Source organism: Nocardia sp. NPDC003693 (assembly GCF_053981095.1).
Window position 1 is genome coordinate 37,144 of sequence record NZ_JBSFNO010000018.1, and the last position, 23,182, is coordinate 60,325.

Here is a 23,182-nt window from a genome sequence, read left to right on the forward strand (position 1 = left end):
CTCGGCACCGGTTTCACGCGGGGGTGATCGTGACCGGGACGCCGTTGAACACGGCGTTCCCGGACGGCGCGTCCACCAGCGAATCATCGGTCAGCACATTGGCGTTCACGCCCGCGTGCTCGCGCGCGACCGTCTGCGCGCTGCCCGTGTGCCCCCAGCCGTGCGGCAGGCTGACGACCCCCGGCATGATGTCGCTGGTCGGTTCCAGGTCCACCGTGACCGCTCCGGCCGCCGACTTCACCACCGCCCGGTCCGCCAGCCCGAGCCGCGCCACGTCCTCCGGATGGATGTGCAGCGTGCACCGGTTCGACCCGCCCACCAGCGGCGGAACGTTGTGCAGCCAGCTGTTGTTGGACCGCAGCTGCCGCCGCCCCACCAGCACCATGGCGGGCGCCGGGTCGGCCAGCCGCTCCCGCAGCCGCTCGACGTCCGCGAGCAGCGGCTCCGGCGCGAGGTCGACCTGCCGCGTCTTGGTCAGCAGCAGCCCCGGCAGTCGCGGCCGCAACGGCCCGAGGTCGATCCCGTGCGGATTGTCCAGCAGCACCTGCAGATTCAGGTCGGTGCGGGGGATCGCGGTCTCGTCCGTGTTTTCCTGCGCGGCGGATCCCGCACCGGAGTTCGCGTGCGTCCACTCGCCGTACGGTCCGAGCTTCAGCATCAGGTCCACGCGCTGCTCGGTGGTGTTGTCGCCCAGCAGTTCCGCGCGGCGGTCGGCCATCCCGGCCTTGTGCAGGGTGCCGGCGATGACGATCTCGTCGACCACGGCCAGCGGGTCCATGCCGGGGGCGAGCTCCTGGCCGCCGATGGCCAGGGCCAGGCGGGCCATCACCTCGGCCTCGGAGGGCGCGCCGGCCAGGGGGACCAGGGGGCGGGAGTAGCGGGCGTAGTTGCGGACCGCGAACTGCAGCAGCGCGAAGTCGTAGTGGGGGGACTGGGTGATGCGGGGCGGGGGCAGGATCACGTCCGCGTGGCGGGTCGTCTCGTTCAGGTACCGGTCGACGCTGACCATGAAGTCGAGGCCGGCGAACGCCTCGTCCAGGCGGGCGCTGCTCGGCGCGGACAGCACCGGGTTCCCCGCGACTGTCACCATGGCGCGGATCCGGCCTTCGCCCGGGGTCAGGATCTCGTCGGCCAGCGTCGCCACCGGCAGCTCGCCCATGGCCTCGGGCAGGTTTCGGACCCGGCTGCTCCAGCGCCCGAGCCGGAACGGGCGGGTACGCACGATCCCCAGCGCCGCGCCCTCGGCGAACATCGCGCCGCCGGGCGAGTCCAGGTTCCCGGTGAGCACGTTGATCACGTCGACCAGCCACTGGGTGAGGGTGCCGAATTCCGCGGTGCAGGTGCCGATCCGCGCGTAGACGGCCGCGGTCGGCGCGGCCGCCAGCTCGCGCGCGAGCCGCGCCACCGTCTCGGCGGCGACGCCGGTACGCTCGGCCACCACCTCGGGGGTGAAAGGCGCGGCGGCCGAACGCACGTCGTCCAGGCCGCTGACCCCGACGCGCACGGCGGTCAGGTTCTCCTCGAACAGCGTGCGCACGATCCCGAACAGCAGGTAGGCGTCACTGCCCGGCCGCACGAACAGGTGCTCGTCGGCCAGCTTCGCGGTGCGGGTGCGGCGCGGATCCACCACGACCAGCTTGCCCCCGCGCTTGCGCAGCGCCTTGAGCCTGCCGGGGAAATCCGGTGCCGTGCACAGCGATCCGTTGGATTCGAGCGGATTCGCCCCGAGCATCAGCAGATAGTCGGTGCGGTCGAGGTCCGGCACCGCCACCGTCAGCGGATCGCCGTACATCAGGCCGCTGGCGACCTGCTTGGGCATCTGGTCGGCGGTGCTGGCGGAGAACAGGTTCCGGGTGGCCAGCGCGCGAATCAGCACCGGCACGTACAGCGCCCCGGCGATGGTGTGCGCGTTGGGATTACCCAGATACAGCCCGAGCGCCTGATTGCCGTGTTCGGCGGCGACGGGTGGGAGCCGATCGGCGATCACCCCGAAGGCCTCGTCCCAGCTCACCGCGCGCCAGCGGTTGGTGGCCCGGTCCCGCAGCATCGGCGCGGTGAGCCGCTCGGGGTCCTCGTCCAGCTGCCCGAGGCTCGCGCCCTTGGGGCACAGGAAGCCTCGGCTGAACGGGTCGGCCTGGTCGCCGCGTACGGCGGTGATGTGGTCGGCGGCGTCCAGGGTGATCTCGAGCCCGCACACGGCCTCGCAGAGCGGGCAGGTGCGCGGCAGGATCCGCAGGGGATCGGCGCCCCGGGGTGAGGTCGTCCGCGAGCTGTTCGTGACGGGGGTCATACCTCATCATCGCCCGGGAACGCGGGAGGCGAAACAGGAGCGACCCGAGTCACCTCGAACAGGGTTCGTGTCCGGTGTGTCGGATTTCCGACAGATGGCGCGTCTGCGGGCGGACAGACTTCTCGCGCCGGTCCGGTCAGGCTCGGGACATGCGGTTTCTGGATCGAGCACAGGCCCTGGACGCACTGCGCCAGGCGTACGACGAGGTGGAGGCGGGCGCCGGATCGGTGGTCGCGCTGACCATCGGCGGCGAGCCCGGTCTGTTCGTGCGCATACCCGACTCGCCGGTGGACGGGCTGGCGGCCGTCCCGCCCGAGGTGGCGGCGGTGGTGCAGCCCGACGTGACCGGGGCGGTCCCGCCGGATCTGGCGGTGCTGGTCCCGGACGAACCGGGGGCCGAGCCGGCCGAGCCGCCGGCGGTCTACCGCCTGACCTCGCGCCAGCGGGATGTCGCCAACCTGCTGTGCGCGGGGCTCACCAACGCCGAGATCGCGACGTCGCTGGTGCTGTCGGTGCGCACCGTCGACCATCACGTGTCGGCCATCCTGCGCAAGCTCGGGGTCCGCAACCGCCGGGCGGCTCGCACCACGGTGCTCGAGCAACTGCTGTTGCGCCAGGGTGGGCACCCCCACGGTCCCCGGGCGAATCTCGCGCATCACGACGCACGCCCGGCCCGCGTACTGCGCAGCGCGTGAGCGCCGTCGCCGGGGATCCGCACGCTCCGCGGCGTGTCCGCGGCGAAAGGTCCCCGCGGCGGCCGTGATCTTGGTAGCCTCGACCTATAACAGCAGCGCCCGGGACGAAAGTCCCGGGCGCTGAGTCGTTTTCGCCCGCGGTATCCGCATACGCCAAAAACCGCGGGCGCCGGGGTGCACTCGCGGTTTGCGGCTTTTTCAGTTGGCTGACGACTACGACTGCCGGTGGCAGCCGATCGCCTCAGGAAGCGATACGCGACACCTGCGGCTTGACGCCCTTGGCGGCGGCGCGCACGCCCGCCCCGATGGCGACGATCGGCGGCACCCAGCGGGCCTCGTGCGGGGCCACGCCCCAGCAGGCCGAACCGTCGAAGAGCTGGGTGGGCGGCAGCGGGATGCCAGCGCCGTCGGTGTGCACGATCGCACCCGCCGCGCGCAGCGCCTCGATGGCCGCGGTGGCCTTGCGGAGGCCGGTGACCAGGTGGATCTCGCGGCGCTCGGGCCCCGGGATCTCGATGATCGGGCCGGTCAGGTCATTGGCCCGCAGGAAGCGACGCACGAACGCGGCGGTCTCTCCCGTGAGCTCGATGCCCGACAGATTCTCGTCGGTGACCAGGCTGATGCCGTTGGCCGTCTCGGCAACCGTCCAGCCGCGCTGCGTGTATTCCTGCGCAGAAGCGGCCAGTGCTGCCGCCGTGACGGAAGACGAAAACGTCGTACGCACTGGTTTCTCCATTCCCCGGTAGATCTATGTCCTGCTCTGTGCGACGTATCGCAACCGGACGTCCGAACCGTTACATGTTCTTTTCTCTCCGAGTTCGGTTGAGCCCGTCGAAGCGGCGCTTTGCGAGGATTTTGGCTCCGAAGCGACCGTGTCGCAGTTGGGACGAAACCGTGATTGACGGCCACTGCCAGCAGTTATGTCGTCAAGGCGGCTGGCGGGCCCGTGCCCCGATTCACCCGCACCATGCGGGGAAGTGTTCTAGAACACATTGTGTCGAGGAGCCGCCGCGGTGCGACACCGGCGACACTTCCCGTGACCGAAATGGTCTGGGGGAGAGAGGATCGTCGTCATGACCGACCAATCGAACACGAGCGCAGCCGAACTCGAGGAGTTCGATGAGGAGGAGTTCGAGGTCGGCCGCTGGGCCGCCTTCAAGGAGTCCGCCGCCCGGCGCATGTCCAGGCGCGCGGCGGCCGAAGCGGAAGAGCGGGAAGCTCCGGTCGAACCCTTCGCCAGCCCAAGCGCTTTCGGCGCGTGGAGCGTGGCGGCGGCCAAGAGCCTGCTCGACGTCCAGTTCCACCACGCCGCCACGCGCACGCTGCTGCCGCTGGCGTATCTGCTCGGCCTGGCCTCGGCCGTGGCGATCCCGATCGTGGGAACCGTAGGGCTGTGGCGGATTTCGACCTGGCTCGGGCTGGTCTTCGCGCTCGTGTTCGCGGTACCGCTCGGGCTGACCATCGCCGCGGTGGTGCGCCTGCTGCTGGAGTTCGTGCTGAACGCCTCGCGGCTCGCCGCCCGGGTCGAGCACATCTCGGAAATGGCGGACGACCTGTTCCAGGCGCTCTCCGATGTGGCCGAACCGGTCAACCAGCTGTCGGAAGACGTTCGCGCCGTGCAGTTCTGGCGCTATCGACGCCGTTCGCCCCGGAAATAATTGTGCGACAATTTCCCTCGCATGACTCGTAAGGGGGAGGGATGGCACTACCACAGGGGATCACCGGCTCGACGATGCCGCGGCGGCAACTCGGCCGGCAGCTGCGTGACCTGCGCAATCGCGCACGGATGACCACGAGGGTGGCGGCACAGCGGCTGGAGTGGTCCGAGGCGAAGATCTGGCGGATCGAAACCGGCCAGACTTCGCTGCGCAGCCTGGACGTCGAGGCGATGTGCCGGATCTACGGCGCTCCGGAGGACGCCATTTCACCGCTGACCGCTCTGGCCCGGGAAACCAAGGCGCGCGGCTGGTGGACCGAGTTCGGCGATGTGATCGACGAGGGGTACGAGGTCTACATCGGTCTCGAGGAGGCGGCCGCCCGGCTCACCACCTACGAGAACGAGCTGGTGCCGGGGCTGCTGCAGACCGAGGCGTACATGCGCGCGGTGCTGGCCGCGGCCTATCCGGGCATCTCGGCCGAGCAGATGGATCGCCGCGTACGGGTGCGCGCGGCCCGCCAGGCCCTGCTCACCCGCGCGCACGCGCCGCTGCAGCTGGACGTGGTGATCTCCGAGGCGGTGCTGTGGCATCGCATCGGCGGCGACGAGGTGACCGCCGGCCAGCTGGACCGGCTGCGCAAACTCGGCGAACTGCCGAACGTGCGGCTGCGCCTGCTGCCCGCGGACTGCGGGTACCACCACGGCATGGATGCCGGGCGCTTCGTGCTGCTCGAATTCCCCGCGGCTCCAAATGAAGCCAACGAACCACCGGTGGTGTACGTGGAGTCCCTCACCGGCTCGTCCTATCTGGACAAGGAGCCCGACGTGGAGCGCTATCGCGAGGCGTTCGCCTCGGTGGCGTCCATCGCGGTGGACGCGCTGCCGCTGATAGACACCCTGCGCGCCGAGGTCTGACCTCGGGTCAGCTGAGGGTCTCTTCCAACACGGCGCGGTGGGTCGGAGCCGCCGCGCCGTGTACTTCCCGGCCCTTGTCGGTCAGGCACACGAAAATCGCGCGGCGGTCCTGCGTGCACAGTGTCCGCGCGACCAGACCGTCGCGCTCCAGGCGCGCCACCGCGCGCGAGAGCGCGCTCTGGCTCAGGTGGATGTCACCGGCCAGGTCGCTCATCTTGTAGCTCTCCCCGCCCGCGTCGACCAGGCGATCCAGGGTTTCGAATTCGCTGAGCCCGATCCGATGGCGACCCTGCAGCTCCTTCTCCAGGGCGCAGGAGGTCGCCGCGTGCCGGGCGAGCAGATCGCGCCACTCGGACACGAGACCGCTGGGAGCGGCCCGTTCGACCGGCACTGTCGACTTCGGCATGCGCCCGATCCTAGACCTCCGCCCATAATCATGCAACCGCATTTAATGTTTGGACAACTAATGCACACGCATGTAATGTCCTCGCTCGTGACTTCCACAGACATCCGCTCCGCAGTGAGCACCGCAGCGGCAGAGACCCAGCAGTGGCCGATTCGGCTGTGGGGCATGCTCATCACCCTCTGCATCGTGCTGTTCCTGGACGGCCTCGACGTCTCGATGATCGGCGTCGCGCTGCCGTCCATCGGCTCGGAACTGGGCCTCGAGACCTCGACCCTGCAGTGGCTCGTCTCCGGTTACGTCCTGGGCTACGGCGGCCTGCTGCTGCTGGGCGGCCGCACCGCCGACCTGCTCGGGCGCCGCCGGGTCTTCCTCATCGCGCTGGCGGTCTTCGCCATCGCCTCCCTGGCGGGCGGGCTGGTCAGTTCCGGTCCGCTGCTGATCCTGACCCGTTTCATCAAGGGCCTGGCCGCCGCGTTCACCGCGCCCACCGGCCTGTCCATCATCACCACGACCTTCGCCGAGGGCCCGGCCCGCAACAAGGCGCTGTCCATCTACACCGTGTTCGGTGCGGGCGGTTACTCCATGGGCCTGCTGTTCGGCGGGCTGATGACCGGCTTCGGCTGGCGCTGGACCTTCCTGCTCCCGGTGCCGATCGCCCTCGCGGCCCTGGTCGCGGCGTTCTACCTGGTCCCCAAGGACAAGCCCGCCGAGGAGGGCGGTCACGATCTGTTCGGCGCGCTGCTGTCCACCGCGGGCATGCTGCTGCTGGTCTACACCGTGGTCTCCGCACCCGAGGCCGGTTGGCTCTCGGCGCGCACGGTGCTCTCCTTCCTCGCCGCCATCGCCCTGTTCGCCGCCTTCGTCGTGGTGGAGAAGAAGGTGCGCTACCCGCTGGTGCGCCTGGGCATTCTGCGCAAGCCCACCCTGTGGCGGGCCAGCCTGGCCATCATCGCCGTGGCCGGTTCCTTCTTCAGCTGGCAGTTCATCACCACCCTGTACCTGCAGGACACCCTCGGCTGGACCCCGCTGCACCTGTCGCTGGCGCTGCTGCCGGTCGGTATCCTGGTGGTCTCCTCGGCCTTCGTCTCGGACAAGCTGGTCGACCGCTTCGGCACCGGCCCGATCATCGCCGTGACCCTGACCGTGATGGCCATCGGCTACCTGATGTACCTGCGCCTGGACACCGCGCCGGACTACCTGACGGTGCTGCTGCCCGCCATCCTGCTGATCGGCATCGGCTGGGTCGGCTTCCCCGCCATCAACATTCAGGCCACCAGCGGTATCGACGACGACGAGCAGGGCCTGGCCGCCGGTGTGCTGCAGACCGCCATGCAGGTCGGCGCGGCCATCGTGCTCGCGGTGACCACCGCGATCATCTCCTCCGGCGCGGTGCACGGCGCGGACGCCGACCCCGCCGCGGTGCTCGACAACTACCTGCCGGGCCTGCGATTCGCGGCCGGGGTGGCGATCGTCGGCGCGCTGGTCGCGCTCACCGTGTACCTGCCCAAGGCGCGGGCGCGCCGGGTGGCGGAGCAGCGGGCCGAGCGTGAGCTCGAGGTCGAACTGGTCTCCTGAGGCCGAGCATCCCCCGCCCGGGGGAAGCGCGAAAAGCGCCGGGGCGCACCGTAATCACACGGTGCGCCCCGGTTGTTCGTTCGGGTGCGCGCGGTTCCGGCGGGACGCCGGGTCAGCGCCGCAGGTCCGCGAATCGCGGCGCGGCCGCGTCCTTGGCCGACCGCACGAAGGTCAGCGGTTCCCCGTCCCGGCCCACGGAAGGCCATTCGATGCCCAGATCCGGATCGAAAGCGTCCAGGTCCCTGTCGAATTCGGGGGAGTACTCGAGCGAGCACAGGTAGATCACCGTGGAATCGTCCGCGAGTGAGAGCAGCGCGTGCCCGAGGCCCTCGGCCAGGTACACCGATTTGCGCTCGACGTCGTCGATCACCACGCTGTCCCAGCGGCCGAAGGTCGGCGATCCGGGCCGCAGGTCCACCACGACGTCCAGGAACGCGCCGCGCGTGCAGGTCACGTATTTGGCCTGCCCGGGCGGGGTTTCGGTGTAGTGGATGCCGCGCAGCACCCCGGCCGCCGAGGTCGAGGTGTTGACCTGGAGCAGTTCGAACGGCCGCCCCACCGCCTTCTCGAACTCCGAGGCCTTGAACGCCTCGGCGAAGACGCCGCGCTCGTCGCCGTGCAGGGCCGGGGTGAATTCCCACGCCCCGGGCACCGCGAGTTGCCGTATCCGCATGCTCACTCGTCCTGTCGCTTGTCGAATCCGGCGTGATCGCGGCCCTGGGCCAGGATGTTCAGCAGGTAGGCGCCGTAGCCCGAGCGCACCAGCGGTTCGGCGATCGCGCGCAACTGCTCGTCGTCGATGTAGCCCTGCCGCCACGCCACCTCCTCCGGTACGCCGATCTTCAGTCCCTGCCGCTCCTCGATGGTGCGCACGTAGTTGGCGGCATCGAGCAGCGAGTCGAAGGTGCCGGTGTCCAGCCACGCGGTACCGCGCCGCAGCACCTCGACCTGGAGCCTGCCCTGTTCCAGGTATGCCCGGTTGATGTCGGTTATCTCGTATTCGCCGCGATCGGACGGCTTCAGCTCGCGCGCGATCGCCACCACGTCGTTGTCGTAGAAGTACAGCCCCGGGATCGCGTAGTTCGAGCGCGGCTTCTTGGGCTTCTCCTCGATGGAAATCGCCTTGCCCGCGGCGAATTCGACCACGCCGTAGGCGGTCGGATCCGAGACCCGGTAGGCGAACACCGCGCCGCCGTCGACGGCGGCGTGCCGGGTGAGGCTGGTGCCCAGGCCCGGGCCGTGGAAGATATTGTCGCCCAGCACGAGTGCGGCGGGCTCGGTGCCGATGTGATCCGCGCCGAGCACGAAGGCCCGTGCCAGGCCGTCCGGTTCGGGCTGTACGACGTAGGTGAGCGAGACGCCGAACTGGCTGCCGTCTCCCAGGAGCCGAGTGAAGGCCGCGGCGTCCTCGGGGGTGGTGATGACCAGGATGTCCCGGATGCCCGCCAGCATGAGGGTCGACAGCGGGTAGTACACCATCGGTTTGTCGTAGACGGGGACCAGCTGTTTGCTCACCCCGCGTGTGATCGGGTGCAAACGCGACCCGGTGCCGCCCGCCAGGATGATTCCACGCATGTCACAGCAGTCTGCCAGTTGGGTCGCGCGCGGGTGCGGGGAGGTACGGCGCGATTCCAGCTGGACGGCGATTCGATCACACGCGTTTACCGCCATGCGGATCTGTCGATAAGTGTTGCGTAGGTCACGTTCCCGTGGTGTTCTGAAACAGCACTATGTGAGATGTCAGCGCTGACTCTCGCGCGCCGGGTTCCGAGCTGTTCGTCGGACGCCCGTTCGAGCGGCTCGGCGCGCCCAGCGGTGAAGGTAGGTGCGCTATGGCAGCGACCAGCAACGACGGTACGTCCGTGATCAATCCGGATGGCAGCAGCCGTTATTCACAGGCTCTCGAGCTGGCTTGCCGCGGGATCGTCAAGCCCATGGGAGAAATGGCCACGGTCACCACCTCGAACATGCCCATCGTCGCCGCCGTGGTGAACGGCCTGGCCAAACTGCGCCCGGCCCCGCGCGGCGTGGAGCGCGAAGAGGTGCGGCTCAACGGTTTCCGCATGGAGATCGTGCGGCCCGCGGGCGCGCGCAGCTCGCTGCGCGACGGCGCGGTGATGTACATGCACGGCGGCGGATTCTTCCTGTGCGGCCTGGACACCCATCGGCCCGTGGTGGCCGCCATCGCCCGCCGCACCGGTCTGCCGGTGGTGAGCGTGGAGTACCGCCAGCTGCCCGAGACCGACATCTCCGGTGGCGTCGAGGACTGCCTGACCGCCTACCGCTGGCTGCTGCGGCACGGCGCGGATCCGGCCCGGGTGGTCTTCGCGGGCGATTCCGCCGGCGGCTACATGACTTTCGCGACGGCGCTGCGGGCGCGCGATCGGGGACTGCCGGTCCCCGCCGGACTCGTGGGCCTGTGTCCCGCACTGGATCTGGACTGCACCGAGAAGCGCGCGCACCCGAATCTGCGCAAGGACGCGCTGATTCCGCTGTCCGCCCTGGAGTCGGTGGTCAAGATCGGCGCCGAGGTGAACGGTCGGCTCGATCCGGAGCTGTCCCCGGTCAACAACGTGCTGGCCGGCCTGCCGCCCGCGCTGCTCATCGTCGCCGAGGACGAGGTGCTGCGGCGCGACAGCGAGATCATGGCTCAGCGCCTGGCCGCGGCGGGAGTGCCCGCGACACTGGAGATCTGGCGCGGGCAGGTGCACGCGTTCATGTCGATCTTCCCGAACATGCCCGAGAGCCGGGCCGCGCTCGCGCACGTGGCGCAGTTCGTGCGCGCGCGGCTCGACGCCGGAGACGTGGCGCGCACGGCGTGACGCGGCCGGGGCCCGGGCGCGCGCGGCGGCCGGGCCCGCATCGGCGGCGCGAACGGCGAAACCCCCGCCCGGGTGGTCCGGTGCGGGGGTTTCGACTGTGCCGGTGTGGCGCCCGAGATTACTTGGCGGGCGGGGTGAACGGCTGGTTGATGGTGGTGAAGTACTGCGCGGCGGCCAGGATGGCGACCGGCGCGGTCACGAAGATCTGACCGGCGAGGGTGCCCAGGAAGCCGACGGTGGCGATACCGACGACGCAGCCGGCGATCGGGCCGGCGCCGAAGATCGCGAGCAGCGCGCCGGTGGCGGCCAGGCCGATGCTGCCGCCGATGATGCAGCCCAGGGCCGCGCCGCCGAGGCCGCCGACCAGGGTACCGACGGTGGCGCCCAGGGCGATGGTGTCCTTCATGCGGTTGAAGGCGGCCTGCTCACGGTCGTACTCGGTCTTCCACGGCGCGACGTTCTCGTAGGGCAGGGCGACCGGCTTGTAGACCGCCTTGTCGACCGCGAGCTCGGGGGTCAGCACCGCGGTGCGGTCGGTGATCTCGGCCGCGATCGGGAAGACGTAGTCGTCCACGCGGAAGTTCAGCTCGGTGCCCGCGACGACGGCGCCGTTGGCGGCCTTGATCTTGAAAACGCCGTCCTCGACGACCATGGAGCCACCGTCGGTGCGGATGATGGTGTTGGTCTCGGAGTTGGTGGCCGTGTAGTTGATCGCCTCGGCCTCGGCCGCGGCGGGAGCCGCGTTCACGGTGCCGGCGGCAACGCCCATGGCGGCGATCAGCAGCGCCGACGTGGCGGCGAATTTCCTCATCAGCATTTGGTGCAAACCTCATCAGGGAAGAGCTCGGGGGGACGAGAGGAATAGAAATCGAATTCAGCTAACGAGCGGTGAACCGGCCGTGACCGTCCGTTCAAAATCCGTTCACCATCGCGATCATCCGCTTCGGGAGGTTTCGGAAATCTGCAGCGTGCGCGGTGTTTCGGAAGCCGCCGTCGGCCACCGGATCGGTAACCAAATTATGTCGTTGTGACAAAGGTCACAGCGTGGGCGTGATAAGTGCGGGGGATTTAACGTGGAATTCGCGAGCGTCCGCCAGAAATTGGGCAATCCGGACATGGGGCATTCGTGCCGCCCGGAAATTTGTTTCGGCGGAGTATCCGATTCCGCGCACACGCGAGCGGTAACCGGTGTAATGCTCGCAATGTGGACGCCGCGCCCCGGTGGCGGTCGCGCCGAGTAGGGTTGCCCCCGTGCGATTGCTCGTAACCGGCGGCGCCGGATTCATCGGCGCGAACTTCGTTCATCAGACCGTGGCCACGCGCCCCGGCGTCCATGTCACCGTGCTCGACAAACTCACCTACGCGGGAAATCGGGCCTCCCTGGCCCCGATCGCCGATCGCGTCGAGTTCGTGCACGGCGACATCGCCGACGGCGCGCTGGTGGATCGACTCGTCGGCGCCGCCGACGTGGTCGTGCATTTCGCCGCCGAGTCACACAACGACAATTCCCTCGCCGATCCGTGGCCCTTCGTGCAGACCAATATTGTCGGCACCTACTCGCTGCTGCAGGCCGTGCGCAAGTACGACGTGCGCTACCACCACATCTCCACCGACGAGGTGTACGGCGATCTGGCACTGGACGATCCGGCCGCGTTCAGCGAGGCCACGCCCTACAACCCGTCCAGCCCGTACTCGGCGTCCAAGGCGTCCAGCGACATGCTGGTGCGGGCCTGGGTGCGCTCGTTCGGGGTCCGCGCCACACTGTCCAACTGCAGCAACAACTACGGGCCGTACCAGCACGTGGAGAAGTTCATTCCGCGGCAGATCACCAATCTCATCGACGGAATCCGCCCGCGGCTCTACGGTGCGGGACACCAGGTTCGGGATTGGATCCACGTGCAGGACCACAACACCGCGGTGTGGGACATCATCGACCGCGGCCGCATCGGCCAGACCTATCTCATCGGGGCCGACGGCGAACGCGACAACAAATCGGTCGTGGAGTTGATTCTCGAGGGCTTCGGCCGTCCGGCCGACGATTTCGATCACGTCACCGATCGCCCCGGTCACGATCAGCGCTATGCCATCGACGCCACCCTGCTGCGCACCGAACTCGGCTGGGCGCCCCGTTTCGGCGACTTCCGCGCGGGCCTGGAATCGACCATCGCCTGGTATCGCGCCAACGAACCCTGGTGGCGCGCGCAGAAATCCCGCACCGAGAACGCCTATGCCGCCGCGGGGGAGAAAGTCCTCTGATTCCGGACGAGCTCACCGCGCGGTGAGCTCACCCCAATCGCGCCGATACTCCGCCCAATCCCGCGGCGTCGCCGCGAAATCCACGTAGATCGCGACGCCGAAGTTCGCGCGCCCGCCATCGGTCCGGCTCGAACCGAGCCGGATACCGTGGATGGCCGTCGCCACGGTTTCCGCGTTCCCGCGATGCCCGAGATCGTTCGCCCAGAACGCGGGCACGCCCATGAGCAGATCCACCGCCGCGGGTGTGACCTCCATTGCCAATCGCGTCTGCTGCGCGAGATATCCGCCGTAGAGCGATTGCACCGGCATGGCGGTGTCGTAGGACATCACCGCCACCTGATCGCAGCGCCGCGCGACCTCGGCGAAATAGCTTTGCGACCACCACTTCCCGTGATCGGCCACGGCGATGCCGACCGAATGCAGGCCCGGCAGCGGATCGATCACGGGCGCCGACACCGACAGCAGGGCGCCGCGGCCGGCGGTGATCGGGCGCACCAGGTCCAGCAGCGCCAGGAATCCGGGCGACCCCGACCGCACCGGTTCCAGATCGAAGTGGATGCCGTCGAACCCGAGGTCGAGCACCCCGGTCGCGGAGGCGGCGACGCGTGCGCGGGTGGCCGCGTCCGCCACGTCCATCCCGTCGAATTCCGGGGCGAGGATGTCGCCCAGCCAGGACTGCACGCGGATGCCGGGCAGCAGGCGGTGCGCGGTCTCGGTGAACCAGCGGGCGCGGGGATGCAGGTCTGCGGGCAGGGTGCCGTCGTGCTCGAGCGGGCCGGTGTGCACGTACAGGTCCTTGATCCCGGTGCCGGACAACAGCTCCGCGAGTCCGGTCACGTCGGCCTCGGACTTACGGCCGTCCACCCAGGCGTGGCCGAGCCAGAGCGCGTCGCGGCCGCGGGTGCGGGCATCGGCCTCGGGGGTTCCGGTGTACTGCAGGCGCAGATACAGCGCCGCCCCGCCGACGGGTGTCAGCAGGGCGGCCAGGACGAGCAGCACGATCACCCCGGCCCGGCGCCATCGTGACCAGCTGTGCCATCTCGCCCCCACGGCCGCGAAGAGCTTGCGCGGCCGTCCTTTTCGCTTCATGGTCGAACGCTATCGAGCGTTCGGGGGTGGTGCGGTGGAGGTCGTGTGCGGAAATCGTGAAGGTCAGCCCCAGACGATGGTGGAGTACTTCACGACCGCCGCCAGCAGCGCGACCGCGGTGGCGGCGGTGACGACGATGGCCGGGCCGCGCACCGGGGTCCGGCCATCGGCGCCGGTGAGCCGCAACGGCATCCAGCGCAGGAACACCGCCAGGGTGAGCAGTGCGAGCGGGACGAAGTAGCGGCCCTGGACGCCGTCGATGATGAAATAGCCGACGGGCGTGAAGGACATGTACAGGGTCACGTAGATCATCGCGACGCTGGCGACCATGGTGAGCAGGATCAGCCAGACGCGCAGCCGGTCCCCGACCATGCGGTCGGCGATGCCCGCGCTCACCGCGAAGGCCAGCAGGCTGGCCACGATGGTCAGCGCCGGCACGTCGATGTACGCGAAGCCGAGTTCGCCGAAGAACTGGGTGAACCAGCGCTGGTCGCGACGGGCGATGCTGTCGCCGAACACGCTCAGGAACTGGATCGGATCGCCGAGGATCTCCTTCAGCTGATCCCCCGGGCGCACCGAGCCCCACTGTTCCTGCGGGCGCATGAGACTCATGCCGTCGCCGGTCGGCGCCGCGATCTTCATCCACACCGCGAACACCCCGCCGCCGACGACCGCGCACACCCACGGCAGCGCCCGCTGCCAGAGCGCCGGGCGGTCGGGATCGCCGAAACCGAAGCGCCCGGCGGGAATCAGCACGGTGAGCATGGCCAGCAGCACGTAGGTCGGTTTGCAGACCGGCAGCAGGACGGTGGCCGTCAGCGCGAACACCGTTTCCGGCCGGGACAGGCGCTGCCCGAGGAACACGCCCTTGACGATGAAGGCCGAGACCAGCAGGGCGAGCGCGTTGGTCACGGTATCGGCGGTCACGGTGCCCGCCTGGAACACCGCGATGGGCAGGACGGCGACGGTCAGCGCCAGCCACTGCACGCGGTGCCCGCGCAGCACGCGCACCGCGAAGCCGACGATCACCAGGTAGGCGAGCAACCCGGCCCAGCGGGTGGCCAGCACCAGGCCGCCGACGTTCAGGTCGAGCGCCTCGGCGATCCGAATGCCCGCGGCGGCGGGCAGATACGGGACGGGGGAGTAGGCGGCGGTGTTGGTGAACCACACCTGCGTCGTGGCCGTGGACACCGGCAGGGATCCGAGCTTGTCGTACGCCGCCCGGTCCACCACCATCGGGTCGGGCTCGTCGGTGTTGTTGCGGTAGTCGTCGAACGCGAACGACATGAGCGCGTCGACGCTGATCGGTACGTCGCCGCCCCACGCGGGCCCGCGATCGTCCTGAATCTGCTGCGGCGTGATCTGCCCCTGCGCGACCTGGTAGGCGCGCCCGAACTGGGTGATCTCGTCATGTCCCCAGAAGGGTGGGGTGAGTACCGAGAACACGGCGCCGAAAATGCCGGCCAGCACCAGGAAGGCCACGGTCGCCGCGCCGAAGCGCTGCTCGATCCGGGCGAACGCGGCCGCGCGGCCACTCGCTTCCGTCGTCGATTCCGCGCCGGTCGTTCTCGTACCGGACTCGGTCCCGTTCGGGGCGGTTGCCGCGCCGGTCTCGGCGACGGTGCCGGCGGCGCTCGATTCTGTTCCCACGGTGTCCGATTGTGCTGGACGCTCGCCCGGTTGCTCGGTAAGGGGCCGGGCTCCCGCAGCGGGAGTGGCGGATTCGCTCGGCTCCTCCCCGGGTCGCGTGGCGTCCGGCTCGGTGCGAACGGTCATCGCCTGCTACCGCCCGAGCAGTCCTGCGCCTCGTGCTCGGCGGCCGCGCCGACGGCCGAGTAACGCAGGTACATCAGGCGCGCGGCCTCGTGCCGGGAGCGGCGGATGCCGTCGAGCACCAGGCCGGCGGTCCAGGCTAGGCTGCCCAGCAGCAGCAGCGTGAAGCCGAGGAACAGCGTGGGGAAGCGCGGCACCTCGTGAATCCGGTAGAACTCGATCACTATCGGCGTGATGAGCACGATCGACAGGATCCAGGCCAGGGTGCCGAACAGGCCGTAGAAGGCCACGGGCCGCTCGTGCCGGGCCAGCCCGATGATCAGGCGCAGAATCTTGAAGCCGTCGTGATAGGTCCGCAGCTTCGACTCGCTGCCCTCGGGCCGGTCCTTGAACCCGACCGGCACCGCGGTCTGCGGCACGCGCAGGTGCAGCGAGTGCACCGTCAGTTCGGTCTCGATCTCGAATTCGCGCGACACCGCGGGGAAGCTCTTCACGAACCGCCGCGAGAAGACGCGGTAGCCGGAGAGCATGTCCTCGACGTTCTCGCCGAACACCTGGGCTACCACGCCGTTGAGCACCTTGTTGCCGGTCTCGTGGCCGGGCCGGTAGGCCGATTCGCCCGCCGATTCTCTGCGTACGCCCAGCACGTGGTCGTACGGGCCGGACAGCAGCGCCTCGATCATCCGCGGTGCGGCGGCGGCGTCGTAGGTGTCGTCGCCGTCGATCATCAAATAGATGTCGGCCTCGATATCGGCGAAGGCGCGACGGACGACATTGCCCTTGCCCTTGCGATATTCGTGGCGCACGATGGCGCCCGCCTCGCGCGCCTTCTCGGCGGTCGCGTCGGTACTGCGATTGTCGTAGACGTACACGACGATTCCGGGCACGGCGGCTTTGAGGTCGCTGACGACCTTCGCGACCGAGGCCTCTTCGTTGTGGCAGGGGACAACTGCGGCAATGCGAAGCTCGGTGGGGTCCACCCGGTCAATCCTCGATGTGATCGGTAGGCGAATACGAACACGGGGAGGGTACCCGAGATGGCTGGGGTACCGTCGCCGAGTGTCCAGCAGTGAGCCGGCGGCCGTCGATCCCAGCCCCGCCGATACCGTCCCCGTGTCATTCGCGGACAAGGTGCGCACCACCCTCAAGCAGGGCAGCGCCTTTCTCGTGGTCGGTCTGATCGGCCTGGCCGTCGACGCGGGCACCTACAACCTGCTGGTGTTCTGGGGCGGGGAGGGCGTGCTGTTCGACCGGCCCATCGTCGCGAAGATCATCGCGATCGGCGTCGCCACGGTCGTCACCTATTTCGGCAACAAATGGTGGACCTTCGCGCACAAGAAGGGCGGATCCGCGGCCCGCGAATACGTCCTGTACGCGGTGTTCAATGTGATCGCCATCGGCCTGCAATTGAGCTGCCTCGGGTTCTCCCGATACGTGCTCGAACTGTCGAGTCCCTTGGCGGACAACATCTCCGGAACACTGGTCGGCCAGGCTGTCGCGGTGCTGTTCCGCTACTGGGCCTACGACAAATTCGTCTTCACCGGAACACCGGAAAACGACGAAAGTTCGCAGCCCGCCCGGGTTCTGGACTGAGTGGCGCGACGTGGCGAACCCTGGGGCGCGTACGGGACGAAGCGGCCGTGACCCCGCCGCAGCGCAGCGGAGAGAATTGAATACTGTTATTCTCTGCGCGCCGTGCGTGACAGTGGGTGTTGGTCCACGTCAGGGTATTGCCGGTATCTGAAAGTTTTCGAGCGATGTCGAGGGATTCATGGATGCGTCGGCTGGCCAAGCCGTGACCGAAATCAATGACCGGCAGACCGCCGGAGCCCCCGCGACGCTGCGGGCGGATCATGTCGCGCCCGAGCGGCTGGTGCTGCAACGCGGTTTGTTCACCGGACCGGCTCCCCGGATCAGCGACGATCTATACGCGGTGGTGAAGGGCGGCAAGGCGCATCGCGAGCGCTTCAGCCTGCGCCTGGACAAGGGCGCCACCGCCACCACGAACACCTACTTCGGCCGGTTCGCCGCCAGCTACTGGCAGCGCTGGACCACCGTCACCGCCGTCGAGGTCGCGATGACCCTGGAGGTGGGCGGCCGCACCAAGGTGCGCCTGGCCGCCTCGGACATCGCCGGGCACCGGCGGGTGGTCGCCACCGCGGAGACCCGCGAGGACGGCCGCGTGGTGCTGAGCACCGCGCTGGACATGTACATCGACGGCGGCGCGCTGTGGCTGGAATTCGATGCCATCGGCGGCGACGTCCTCATCTCCGATCTGGCCTGGAGCGCGCCCGCGCCCGAGACGGTGCGGCCGGTCGCCATCGCGATCTGCACGTTCAACCGCGCGCCGGACTGCGCGAACACGGTCGCGGCGCTGGCCTCGGACGCCACCGTGCTGGAGGCCATCGACGCGGTGTACGTCGTGGATCAGGGCAGCGATCTGGTGCAGGATCAGCCGGTCTTCCAGGAGACCGCGCCGGTACTCGGGGACAAGCTGCGTTACCTGCGCCAGCCGAATCTCGGTGGGGCGGGCGGCTTCACCCGCGGCCTCTACGAGGTCTCCTCGGCCAACGAGCACGCCGACGTCATCCTCATGGATGACGACATCCTGTGCGAACCGGAAACGGTGCTGCGGCTCAACGCCTTCGCGAACATGACCGTCGAGCCGACCCTGGTCGGCGCGCAGATGCTCTTCCTCTACAACCCCGACTTCCTCAACGTCGGCGCGGAGGAGACCGATCTGGCCAAGCTGCGGCACGGCCAGAAGGTGGCCAAGGCGCTGCGCAACACCAGCATGCTCAAGAAGCATCAGGAACGCCGTGTCGACGCGGGCTACAACGCCTGGTGGACCTGCCTCATCCCGGCCGAGGTGGTCGCCCGCATCGGGCTGCCGGTGCCGATCTTCTTCCAGTGGGACGACGTGGAATACGGTCTGCGCGCACGGGAGAACGGTTTCGTCACCGTCACCATGCCGAACGCGGCGGTGTGGCACGCGGACTTCTACTGGAAGGACTTCGACGACTGGGCGCGCTACTTCTCCTCCCGTAACTCGCTCATCGTCTCCTCGCTGCACACCGAGCTCGATCCCAAAGCCGTTACCCGCCAGCTCTTCCGGGAGATCGGCGAATATCTGGTCGGGATGCAGTACGGGCTGGCGCACACCACGCTGCAGGGCATCGAGGACTACCTGAAGGGCCCGGAGATCCTGCGCGACGGCGGCATCGCCGCGCTGGCCGCGGCCCGGGGCTCGCGCAACGAGTACGCCGAGACCATCAAGCATCCGGCGGCGACCTCGCCGATTCCCAACGCGCACCTGCACGTGCGCCGGGCCGGCGGCGAGCCCAGCCGCCCGCTGCTGATCCTGTTCAAGCGGGCGCTGAACCAGTGGACCGGCCGGGTGATCCCGGGTCCGGTGGCGGTCACCCGCGAGGACGCGCACTGGTGGCACGTCGGCCTGTTCGGCGACGTGGTGGTCACCGATGCCTCGCAGTCGGGTGTGCGAGTTCGCCACCGCGACAAGGAGACCGCCCGCAAGCTGCTGATCCGCGCCTACCGGGTGCTCAAGAAGCTGCGCAAGGAACTGCCCGATCTGCAGCGGCGCTGGCGGGCCGCCATGCCCGAGCTCACCAGCCGCGCGAACTGGGAGCGGCTGTACGGAATCGATTCCGGCAAGTAGCCCCCCGCCCGGCGGAACGAAAGAACCCGAGATCGCTCTCGGGTTCTTTCGCGTTGTGCCGCCCCGGTATTCGGAGCGTATGCCGCGGAAACCCGTCTACAGGAACAGATCCGTGGACAGCGGGCCATCGCCCGGCACCACGCGATACTTGTCCAGGTCCGTGATGCCGTGCGCGGCGAGCACGTCGTCGTCGATGAAGAAGTTGCCGGTCGTCTCCTTGGCCGGCGAGGTGAGCACCAGGTACGCGGCGTCCGCGTAGATGTCCGGCGTCCGCGAGGTGGCGACCATCTCCTCGCCGCCGAGCAGGTTCCGCACCGCGGCGGTGGCGATGGTGGTGCGCGGCCACAGCGAGTTCACGCCGATGCCGTACTTGCGCAGCTCCTCGGCCAATCCCAGTGTGGTGAGCGACATTCCGTACTTGGCGATGGTGTAGCCGAGCGAGCCGCCCGCCCATTTCGGGTCCAGGTTCAGCGGCGGCGACAGGGTGAGAATGTGCGGATTGCGCCCGGTCTGCGCGGACTCCCGCAGCGCCGGGATGCTGAGCTTGGACAGCAGGAAGCTGCCGCGGCAGTTGATGTCCTGCATGAGGTCGTACTTCTTCATCGGCAGGATCTCGGTGGGGGACAGGTCGATCGCCGAGGCGTTGTTCACCACCATGTCGATCCCGCCGAAGGTGGCGATCGTGCGCTGCACGGCCTCGGCCACCGCGCCGTCGTCGCGCACGTCCCCGACGAACTTGAGCACCGTGCCGCCCGCGGATTCCAATTCGGCTGCCGCCGTGTGGATCGTGCCCGGCAGCTTGGGATGCGGCTGATCGGTCTTGGCGATCAGCGTGATGTTCGCGCCGTCGGCGGCCGCGCGCTTGGCGATCTCCAGCCCGATGCCGCGGCTGCCGCCCGACATGATCATGGTCCGGCCCGCCAGCGGCTTGAGTGCTTCGGTCATCTCGGCTCCCTGCTCTCTGCTTTCGCCCCGGGTTCGATGATCCGCGCGTCCGTGCGCGAACGGAGCGAAAACCCTCCAATCCGGACAGTAGGCCGATTTCGGCCTCTATGCAACTAGGTGCATATGGGTGTCGGGGGTAGTGCCTGCGCTACCTCGGCCGTCCGGTCCGCGCCACCGGAGAGAAGGGCGTGTGCGGCATCGGAATCGCGGCCCCGGATTCCTAGGCTCGATGGGAGCCGGGAAAACCGGTCCGAACAGGAGGAACGCCTTCTCATGACGACATTTCGGGGGTACCGCGCGCGCCGCGCGCCGGCCGTGATCGGCGTACTGGCCGTCCTCGCGACGGCCGCCTGCGCGAGTGCGGACCCGGGCGCCGCGCCCGCCGCCCGGGACCGGGACGACGCGCTGGGGACGGCCCTCGCCGAGGTGGTGGACGCCGGGTTCCCGGGCGTGCAGGTGGTGATCACCGACGCCGGCGGACAGCGCGCGCGCACCGCCGGGCGGGCCGATCTCGGCACCGGCGCGGAGTTCGCCGCCGACGCCCGCGTGCGGATCGGCAGCAACACCAAGACGTATGTGGCCGTGGTGATCATGCAGCTGGTCGCCGAAGGCGCGGTGGCCCTGGATGATCCGGTGGAGAAGTATCTGCCGGGCGTGGTGCGCGGCAACGGCAACGACGGCACCCGGATCACCGTGCGGCAGCTGCTCCAGCACACCACCGGGCTGCCGGACTATCTGGCGAGCGGTGATCCCGCGGCGGCCCACGAGCCGAATTCGCCGCAGCTGCGGGGGGACGCGGCCGAGCTGCGGACCCGGCACTTCACCCCGCGCGAGCTGGTGGACATCGCCATGAGCCTGCCGCCGCAGTACGAGCCCGGTGCCCGCTCGGTGTACACGAACACCAACTACATCCTGCTCGGGATGCTCGTCGAGCAGGTGACCGGACAACCCGTCGCCGCCGAGATCCAGACCCGCGTACTGGATCGGCTCGGCCTGCGCGACACCTACTTCCCGGCGGACGGCGAACAGGTCATCCGCGGTCCGCATCCGCGCGGATACGAGGAAAGAACCGGGGAGCGCGTCGATTTCACCGACCTCGACCCGTCCTGGGGCGGCGCGGCCGGCGCCATGGTCGCCACCGGCGCCGACCTCAATCGCTTCTTCCGCGCCCTGCTCGCGGGGGAACTGCTGCCCGCGAACCTGCTCGCCGAGATGCGGGTGACCGTGCCGTTCGACCGCATGCCCGGGGCGGGCTACGGCCTCGGCCTGATCCGCCAACCCGTGTCCTGCGGCGCGGAGGTCTGGGGTCACGGCGGCAGCATCCCCGGGTTCGAGACCCGCAACGGCGTCACCGCCGCGGGCACCGCGGTGACCGTCATCGTCAATCAGCTGCCGGTCAGCGAAGCGCAGGCCGAGAAGGTGACCGCGGCACTCGATACCGCGGTCTGTTCCTGACCCCGGCGCTTCCGCGGCACCACTCCCCGCGCCGGCGTGCTTCCACGCCCGCGCGTCATTTGCCCTGCCCCCGAGAGGAATTCATCTTGCACAGCGGAAAGCTCTTCATCACCGCCGCCGCCACCGCGCTGGCCGCCGTCACCGGTGCGGTGGTGGTGGACCGGGTGGTCGCCGCGCCGCCGGCCGCCGCCACCGAGGCCGACCTGGGCCGCTACTACGGGCAGCACCCGAATTGGGTGGCTTGCGGTGTGCAGGCGCTGGACGAGGTGGGCGCGCAGTGCGCCGACATCACCGTTCCCGTGAACTACGCGGAGCCGCAGGGGAAGACGATGACCATCGCCATCTCCCGCATCGCCGCCACCGATCCCGCGCAACGTCGCGGCGTCATGCTGTCCAACCCCGGCGGCCCGGGCGGATCCGGGCTCGACCAGTTCATCCGCCTGCTCCCGGCCATGACGCCCGAGGTCCGCGCGGGCTACGACCTCATCGGCATGGACCCGCGCGGGGTCGGCCGGTCGACGCCGATCGACTGCGGTTGGACCACCGGTTTCGGCCTGCAATCGGCGGGCGTGGACGGCGCGGGGTTCGCCGAGTCGGTCGTGACCCAGGGCCGGCTGGCCGCCGAATGCGTTGCGAACCAGGGTGATCGGCTGGCCTCGATCTCCACCCGCAACACCGCCCGCGATATGGATGTGGTGCGCGGCGTGCTGGGGCAGGAGCGCATCAACTACTTCGGCACCTCCTACGGCACGTACCTGGGCGCGGTCTACATGCAGATGTACCCCGAGCGCAGCGACCGCATGGTGCTGGACAGCGCGGTGGATCCCGAGCGCTACGGCGCGGTCGGGATGATGCAGGACATGGGTCCCGCCAACGAGGCGGCCCTGGACCGGTGGGCGGACTGGGCCGCGGCCCGCGACGGCGAGTACCACTTCGGCGCGACCCGCGCGCAGGTCCGCGCCACCGTCGAGACCATGATTCGCGGCGCGGCCGAGAAGCCGCTCCGGATAGGCGAATTCGATGTGGACGAGCACTGGCTGCCGATGCTGCTGTTCACCGTGCTCGACGACGCGCGCAACTATCCGACGACGTCCGCGCACGTGCGCCTCTACCTCGACGCGGCCGCGGGCAAGGCGGTGACGCCCGACGCGGAGCTCGCGGCGACCATCGATCGCATGCTGAACGGCAAGCCGGAGAACCTGTCCGCGCAGATGACCATCATGTGCGGCGATGTGGGTGTGCCCCGCGATCCCGCCTGGTACTGGCGCAACATCGAGGCGGCCCGGGCCACCCAGCCGATCTTCGGGGCGTTCGCCAACAACATCACCCCGTGCGCGTTCTGGCCCGCACCCGCCGAGGAGCCGACGACGATCGGCAACGCGCTACCCGCCCTGATCGTGCAGGCCACCGGCGACACCCGCACCTCGTACGCCAACGGCGTGGCGATGCGTAAGGCGCTCACCGGTTCTCGCCTGGTGACCCTCGAGAACGTGGACATCCACAGCGTGTACGGCCGCTACCGGAACACCTGCGCCTGGGGTGCGGTGAACACCTACTTCGCCGACGGCACCCTGCCCCCGACCGACATCACCTGCCGGGACGACGAGTCCGGAAACTGACCGGCCCGC

General features: G+C 69.2%; 20 protein-coding genes. 10 read left to right on the top strand and 10 right to left on the bottom strand.

Translation table 11 applies throughout. The features are described from left to right. Positions 1 to 13: 13 nt before the first annotated feature. The gene (locus tag ACWDOP_RS20605; RefSeq protein ID WP_456346371.1) at positions 14 to 2,290 is read right to left on the bottom strand and encodes a molybdopterin-dependent oxidoreductase; all 2,277 of its coding nucleotides are present in this window, start codon (positions 2,288 to 2,290) and stop codon (positions 14 to 16) included. Between the two features lie 149 nt (positions 2,291 to 2,439). Here ACWDOP_RS20605 and ACWDOP_RS20610 point away from each other — a divergent pair, with 149 nt between their 5' ends. Continuing rightward, on the top strand, positions 2,440 to 2,985 hold the full coding sequence (locus tag ACWDOP_RS20610) for a LuxR C-terminal-related transcriptional regulator (protein WP_456346372.1): 546 nt from the start codon (positions 2,440 to 2,442) through the stop codon (positions 2,983 to 2,985). Positions 2,986 to 3,226: 241 nt separating this feature from the next. Here the strand turns inward: ACWDOP_RS20610 and ACWDOP_RS20615 are convergent, their stop codons facing one another. Further along, complete coding sequence (locus tag ACWDOP_RS20615) at positions 3,227 to 3,709, bottom strand: hypothetical protein (protein WP_454200646.1); 483 nt, start codon at positions 3,707 to 3,709, stop codon at positions 3,227 to 3,229. A 349-nt stretch (positions 3,710 to 4,058) separates the two neighbouring features. Between ACWDOP_RS20615 and ACWDOP_RS20620 the strand changes: the two genes are divergently transcribed. Beyond that, positions 4,059 to 4,643 (top strand): DUF4282 domain-containing protein, encoded by a 585-nt coding sequence (locus tag ACWDOP_RS20620; protein ID WP_456346373.1) that lies wholly within the window; start codon positions 4,059 to 4,061, stop codon positions 4,641 to 4,643. A 41-nt stretch (positions 4,644 to 4,684) separates the two neighbouring features. Further along, entirely contained in the window at positions 4,685 to 5,557 is an 873-nt protein-coding gene (locus ACWDOP_RS20625) for a helix-turn-helix domain-containing protein (RefSeq protein WP_456346374.1), read from the top strand. A 7-nt stretch (positions 5,558 to 5,564) separates the two neighbouring features. Here the strand turns inward: ACWDOP_RS20625 and ACWDOP_RS20630 are convergent, their stop codons facing one another. Further along, positions 5,565 to 5,963, bottom strand: a complete 399-nt coding sequence (locus ACWDOP_RS20630; RefSeq protein ID WP_454200643.1) for a MarR family winged helix-turn-helix transcriptional regulator — start codon at positions 5,961 to 5,963, stop codon at positions 5,565 to 5,567. Positions 5,964 to 6,128: 165 nt separating this feature from the next. On the opposite strand from ACWDOP_RS20630, the gene ACWDOP_RS20635 reads away from it, so the two are divergent. Continuing rightward, entirely contained in the window at positions 6,129 to 7,538 is a 1,410-nt protein-coding gene (locus ACWDOP_RS20635) for an MFS transporter (protein ID WP_456346444.1), read from the top strand. 112 nt (positions 7,539 to 7,650) lie between these two features. On the opposite strand, the gene ACWDOP_RS20640 is transcribed toward ACWDOP_RS20635, so the two are convergent. Then, a complete protein-coding gene (locus ACWDOP_RS20640) occupies positions 7,651 to 8,211 on the bottom strand; it encodes a dTDP-4-dehydrorhamnose 3,5-epimerase family protein (RefSeq protein ID WP_456346375.1) in 561 nt (186 codons plus the stop codon). A gap of 2 nt (positions 8,212 to 8,213) precedes the next feature. Continuing rightward, entirely contained in the window at positions 8,214 to 9,113 is a 900-nt protein-coding gene (gene rfbA, locus ACWDOP_RS20645) for a glucose-1-phosphate thymidylyltransferase RfbA (protein ID WP_456346376.1), read from the bottom strand. A gap of 257 nt (positions 9,114 to 9,370) precedes the next feature. Here rfbA and ACWDOP_RS20650 point away from each other — a divergent pair, with 257 nt between their 5' ends. Beyond that, positions 9,371 to 10,360 carry an alpha/beta hydrolase gene (locus ACWDOP_RS20650; protein ID WP_454200640.1) on the top strand — a complete coding sequence of 330 codons (990 nt, stop codon included), beginning with the start codon at positions 9,371 to 9,373 and terminating at the stop codon, positions 10,358 to 10,360. A gap of 118 nt (positions 10,361 to 10,478) precedes the next feature. Here ACWDOP_RS20650 and ACWDOP_RS20655 read toward each other — a convergent pair whose 3' ends face one another. Continuing rightward, positions 10,479 to 11,177: a hypothetical protein gene (locus tag ACWDOP_RS20655; RefSeq protein WP_456346377.1), complete on the bottom strand. Its 699-nt coding sequence runs from the start codon at positions 11,175 to 11,177 to the stop codon at positions 10,479 to 10,481. Between the two features lie 434 nt (positions 11,178 to 11,611). Here ACWDOP_RS20655 and rfbB point away from each other — a divergent pair, with 434 nt between their 5' ends. Further along, positions 11,612 to 12,616 carry a dTDP-glucose 4,6-dehydratase gene (rfbB, locus tag ACWDOP_RS20660; protein ID WP_456346378.1) on the top strand — a complete coding sequence of 335 codons (1,005 nt, stop codon included), beginning with the start codon at positions 11,612 to 11,614 and terminating at the stop codon, positions 12,614 to 12,616. Between the two features lie 12 nt (positions 12,617 to 12,628). On the opposite strand, the gene ACWDOP_RS20665 is transcribed toward rfbB, so the two are convergent. From ACWDOP_RS20665 to ACWDOP_RS20675, 3 genes are all read right to left on the bottom strand, one after another. Continuing rightward, positions 12,629 to 13,705: a hypothetical protein gene (locus tag ACWDOP_RS20665; protein WP_456346379.1), complete on the bottom strand. Its 1,077-nt coding sequence runs from the start codon at positions 13,703 to 13,705 to the stop codon at positions 12,629 to 12,631. Positions 13,706 to 13,768: 63 nt separating this feature from the next. Then, positions 13,769 to 15,355 carry a DUF2142 domain-containing protein gene (locus ACWDOP_RS20670; protein ID WP_456346380.1) on the bottom strand — a complete coding sequence of 529 codons (1,587 nt, stop codon included), beginning with the start codon at positions 15,353 to 15,355 and terminating at the stop codon, positions 13,769 to 13,771. 122 nt (positions 15,356 to 15,477) lie between these two features. Continuing rightward, complete coding sequence (locus ACWDOP_RS20675; RefSeq protein WP_454200635.1) at positions 15,478 to 16,458, bottom strand: glycosyltransferase; 981 nt, start codon at positions 16,456 to 16,458, stop codon at positions 15,478 to 15,480. 79 nt (positions 16,459 to 16,537) lie between these two features. Here ACWDOP_RS20675 and ACWDOP_RS20680 point away from each other — a divergent pair, with 79 nt between their 5' ends. Together ACWDOP_RS20680 and ACWDOP_RS20685 are read left to right on the top strand one after the other, a co-directional pair. Further along, positions 16,538 to 17,071 carry a GtrA family protein gene (locus ACWDOP_RS20680; protein WP_454200634.1) on the top strand — a complete coding sequence of 178 codons (534 nt, stop codon included), beginning with the start codon at positions 16,538 to 16,540 and terminating at the stop codon, positions 17,069 to 17,071. A gap of 178 nt (positions 17,072 to 17,249) precedes the next feature. After that, positions 17,250 to 19,154, top strand: coding sequence for a glycosyltransferase (locus tag ACWDOP_RS20685; protein WP_456346381.1), 1,905 nt, complete (start codon positions 17,250 to 17,252; stop codon positions 19,152 to 19,154). Positions 19,155 to 19,250: 96 nt separating this feature from the next. Here ACWDOP_RS20685 and ACWDOP_RS20690 read toward each other — a convergent pair whose 3' ends face one another. Then, the gene (locus tag ACWDOP_RS20690) at positions 19,251 to 20,099 is read right to left on the bottom strand and encodes an SDR family oxidoreductase (protein ID WP_454200632.1); all 849 of its coding nucleotides are present in this window, start codon (positions 20,097 to 20,099) and stop codon (positions 19,251 to 19,253) included. Positions 20,100 to 20,372: 273 nt separating this feature from the next. On the opposite strand from ACWDOP_RS20690, the gene ACWDOP_RS20695 reads away from it, so the two are divergent. Both ACWDOP_RS20695 and ACWDOP_RS20700 read left to right on the top strand, forming a co-directional pair. Beyond that, on the top strand, positions 20,373 to 21,554 hold the full coding sequence (locus ACWDOP_RS20695) for a serine hydrolase domain-containing protein (protein WP_456346382.1): 1,182 nt from the start codon (positions 20,373 to 20,375) through the stop codon (positions 21,552 to 21,554). 86 nt (positions 21,555 to 21,640) lie between these two features. Continuing rightward, positions 21,641 to 23,173: an alpha/beta hydrolase gene (locus ACWDOP_RS20700; RefSeq protein WP_456346383.1), complete on the top strand. Its 1,533-nt coding sequence runs from the start codon at positions 21,641 to 21,643 to the stop codon at positions 23,171 to 23,173. Positions 23,174 to 23,182: the final 9 nt, after the last annotated feature.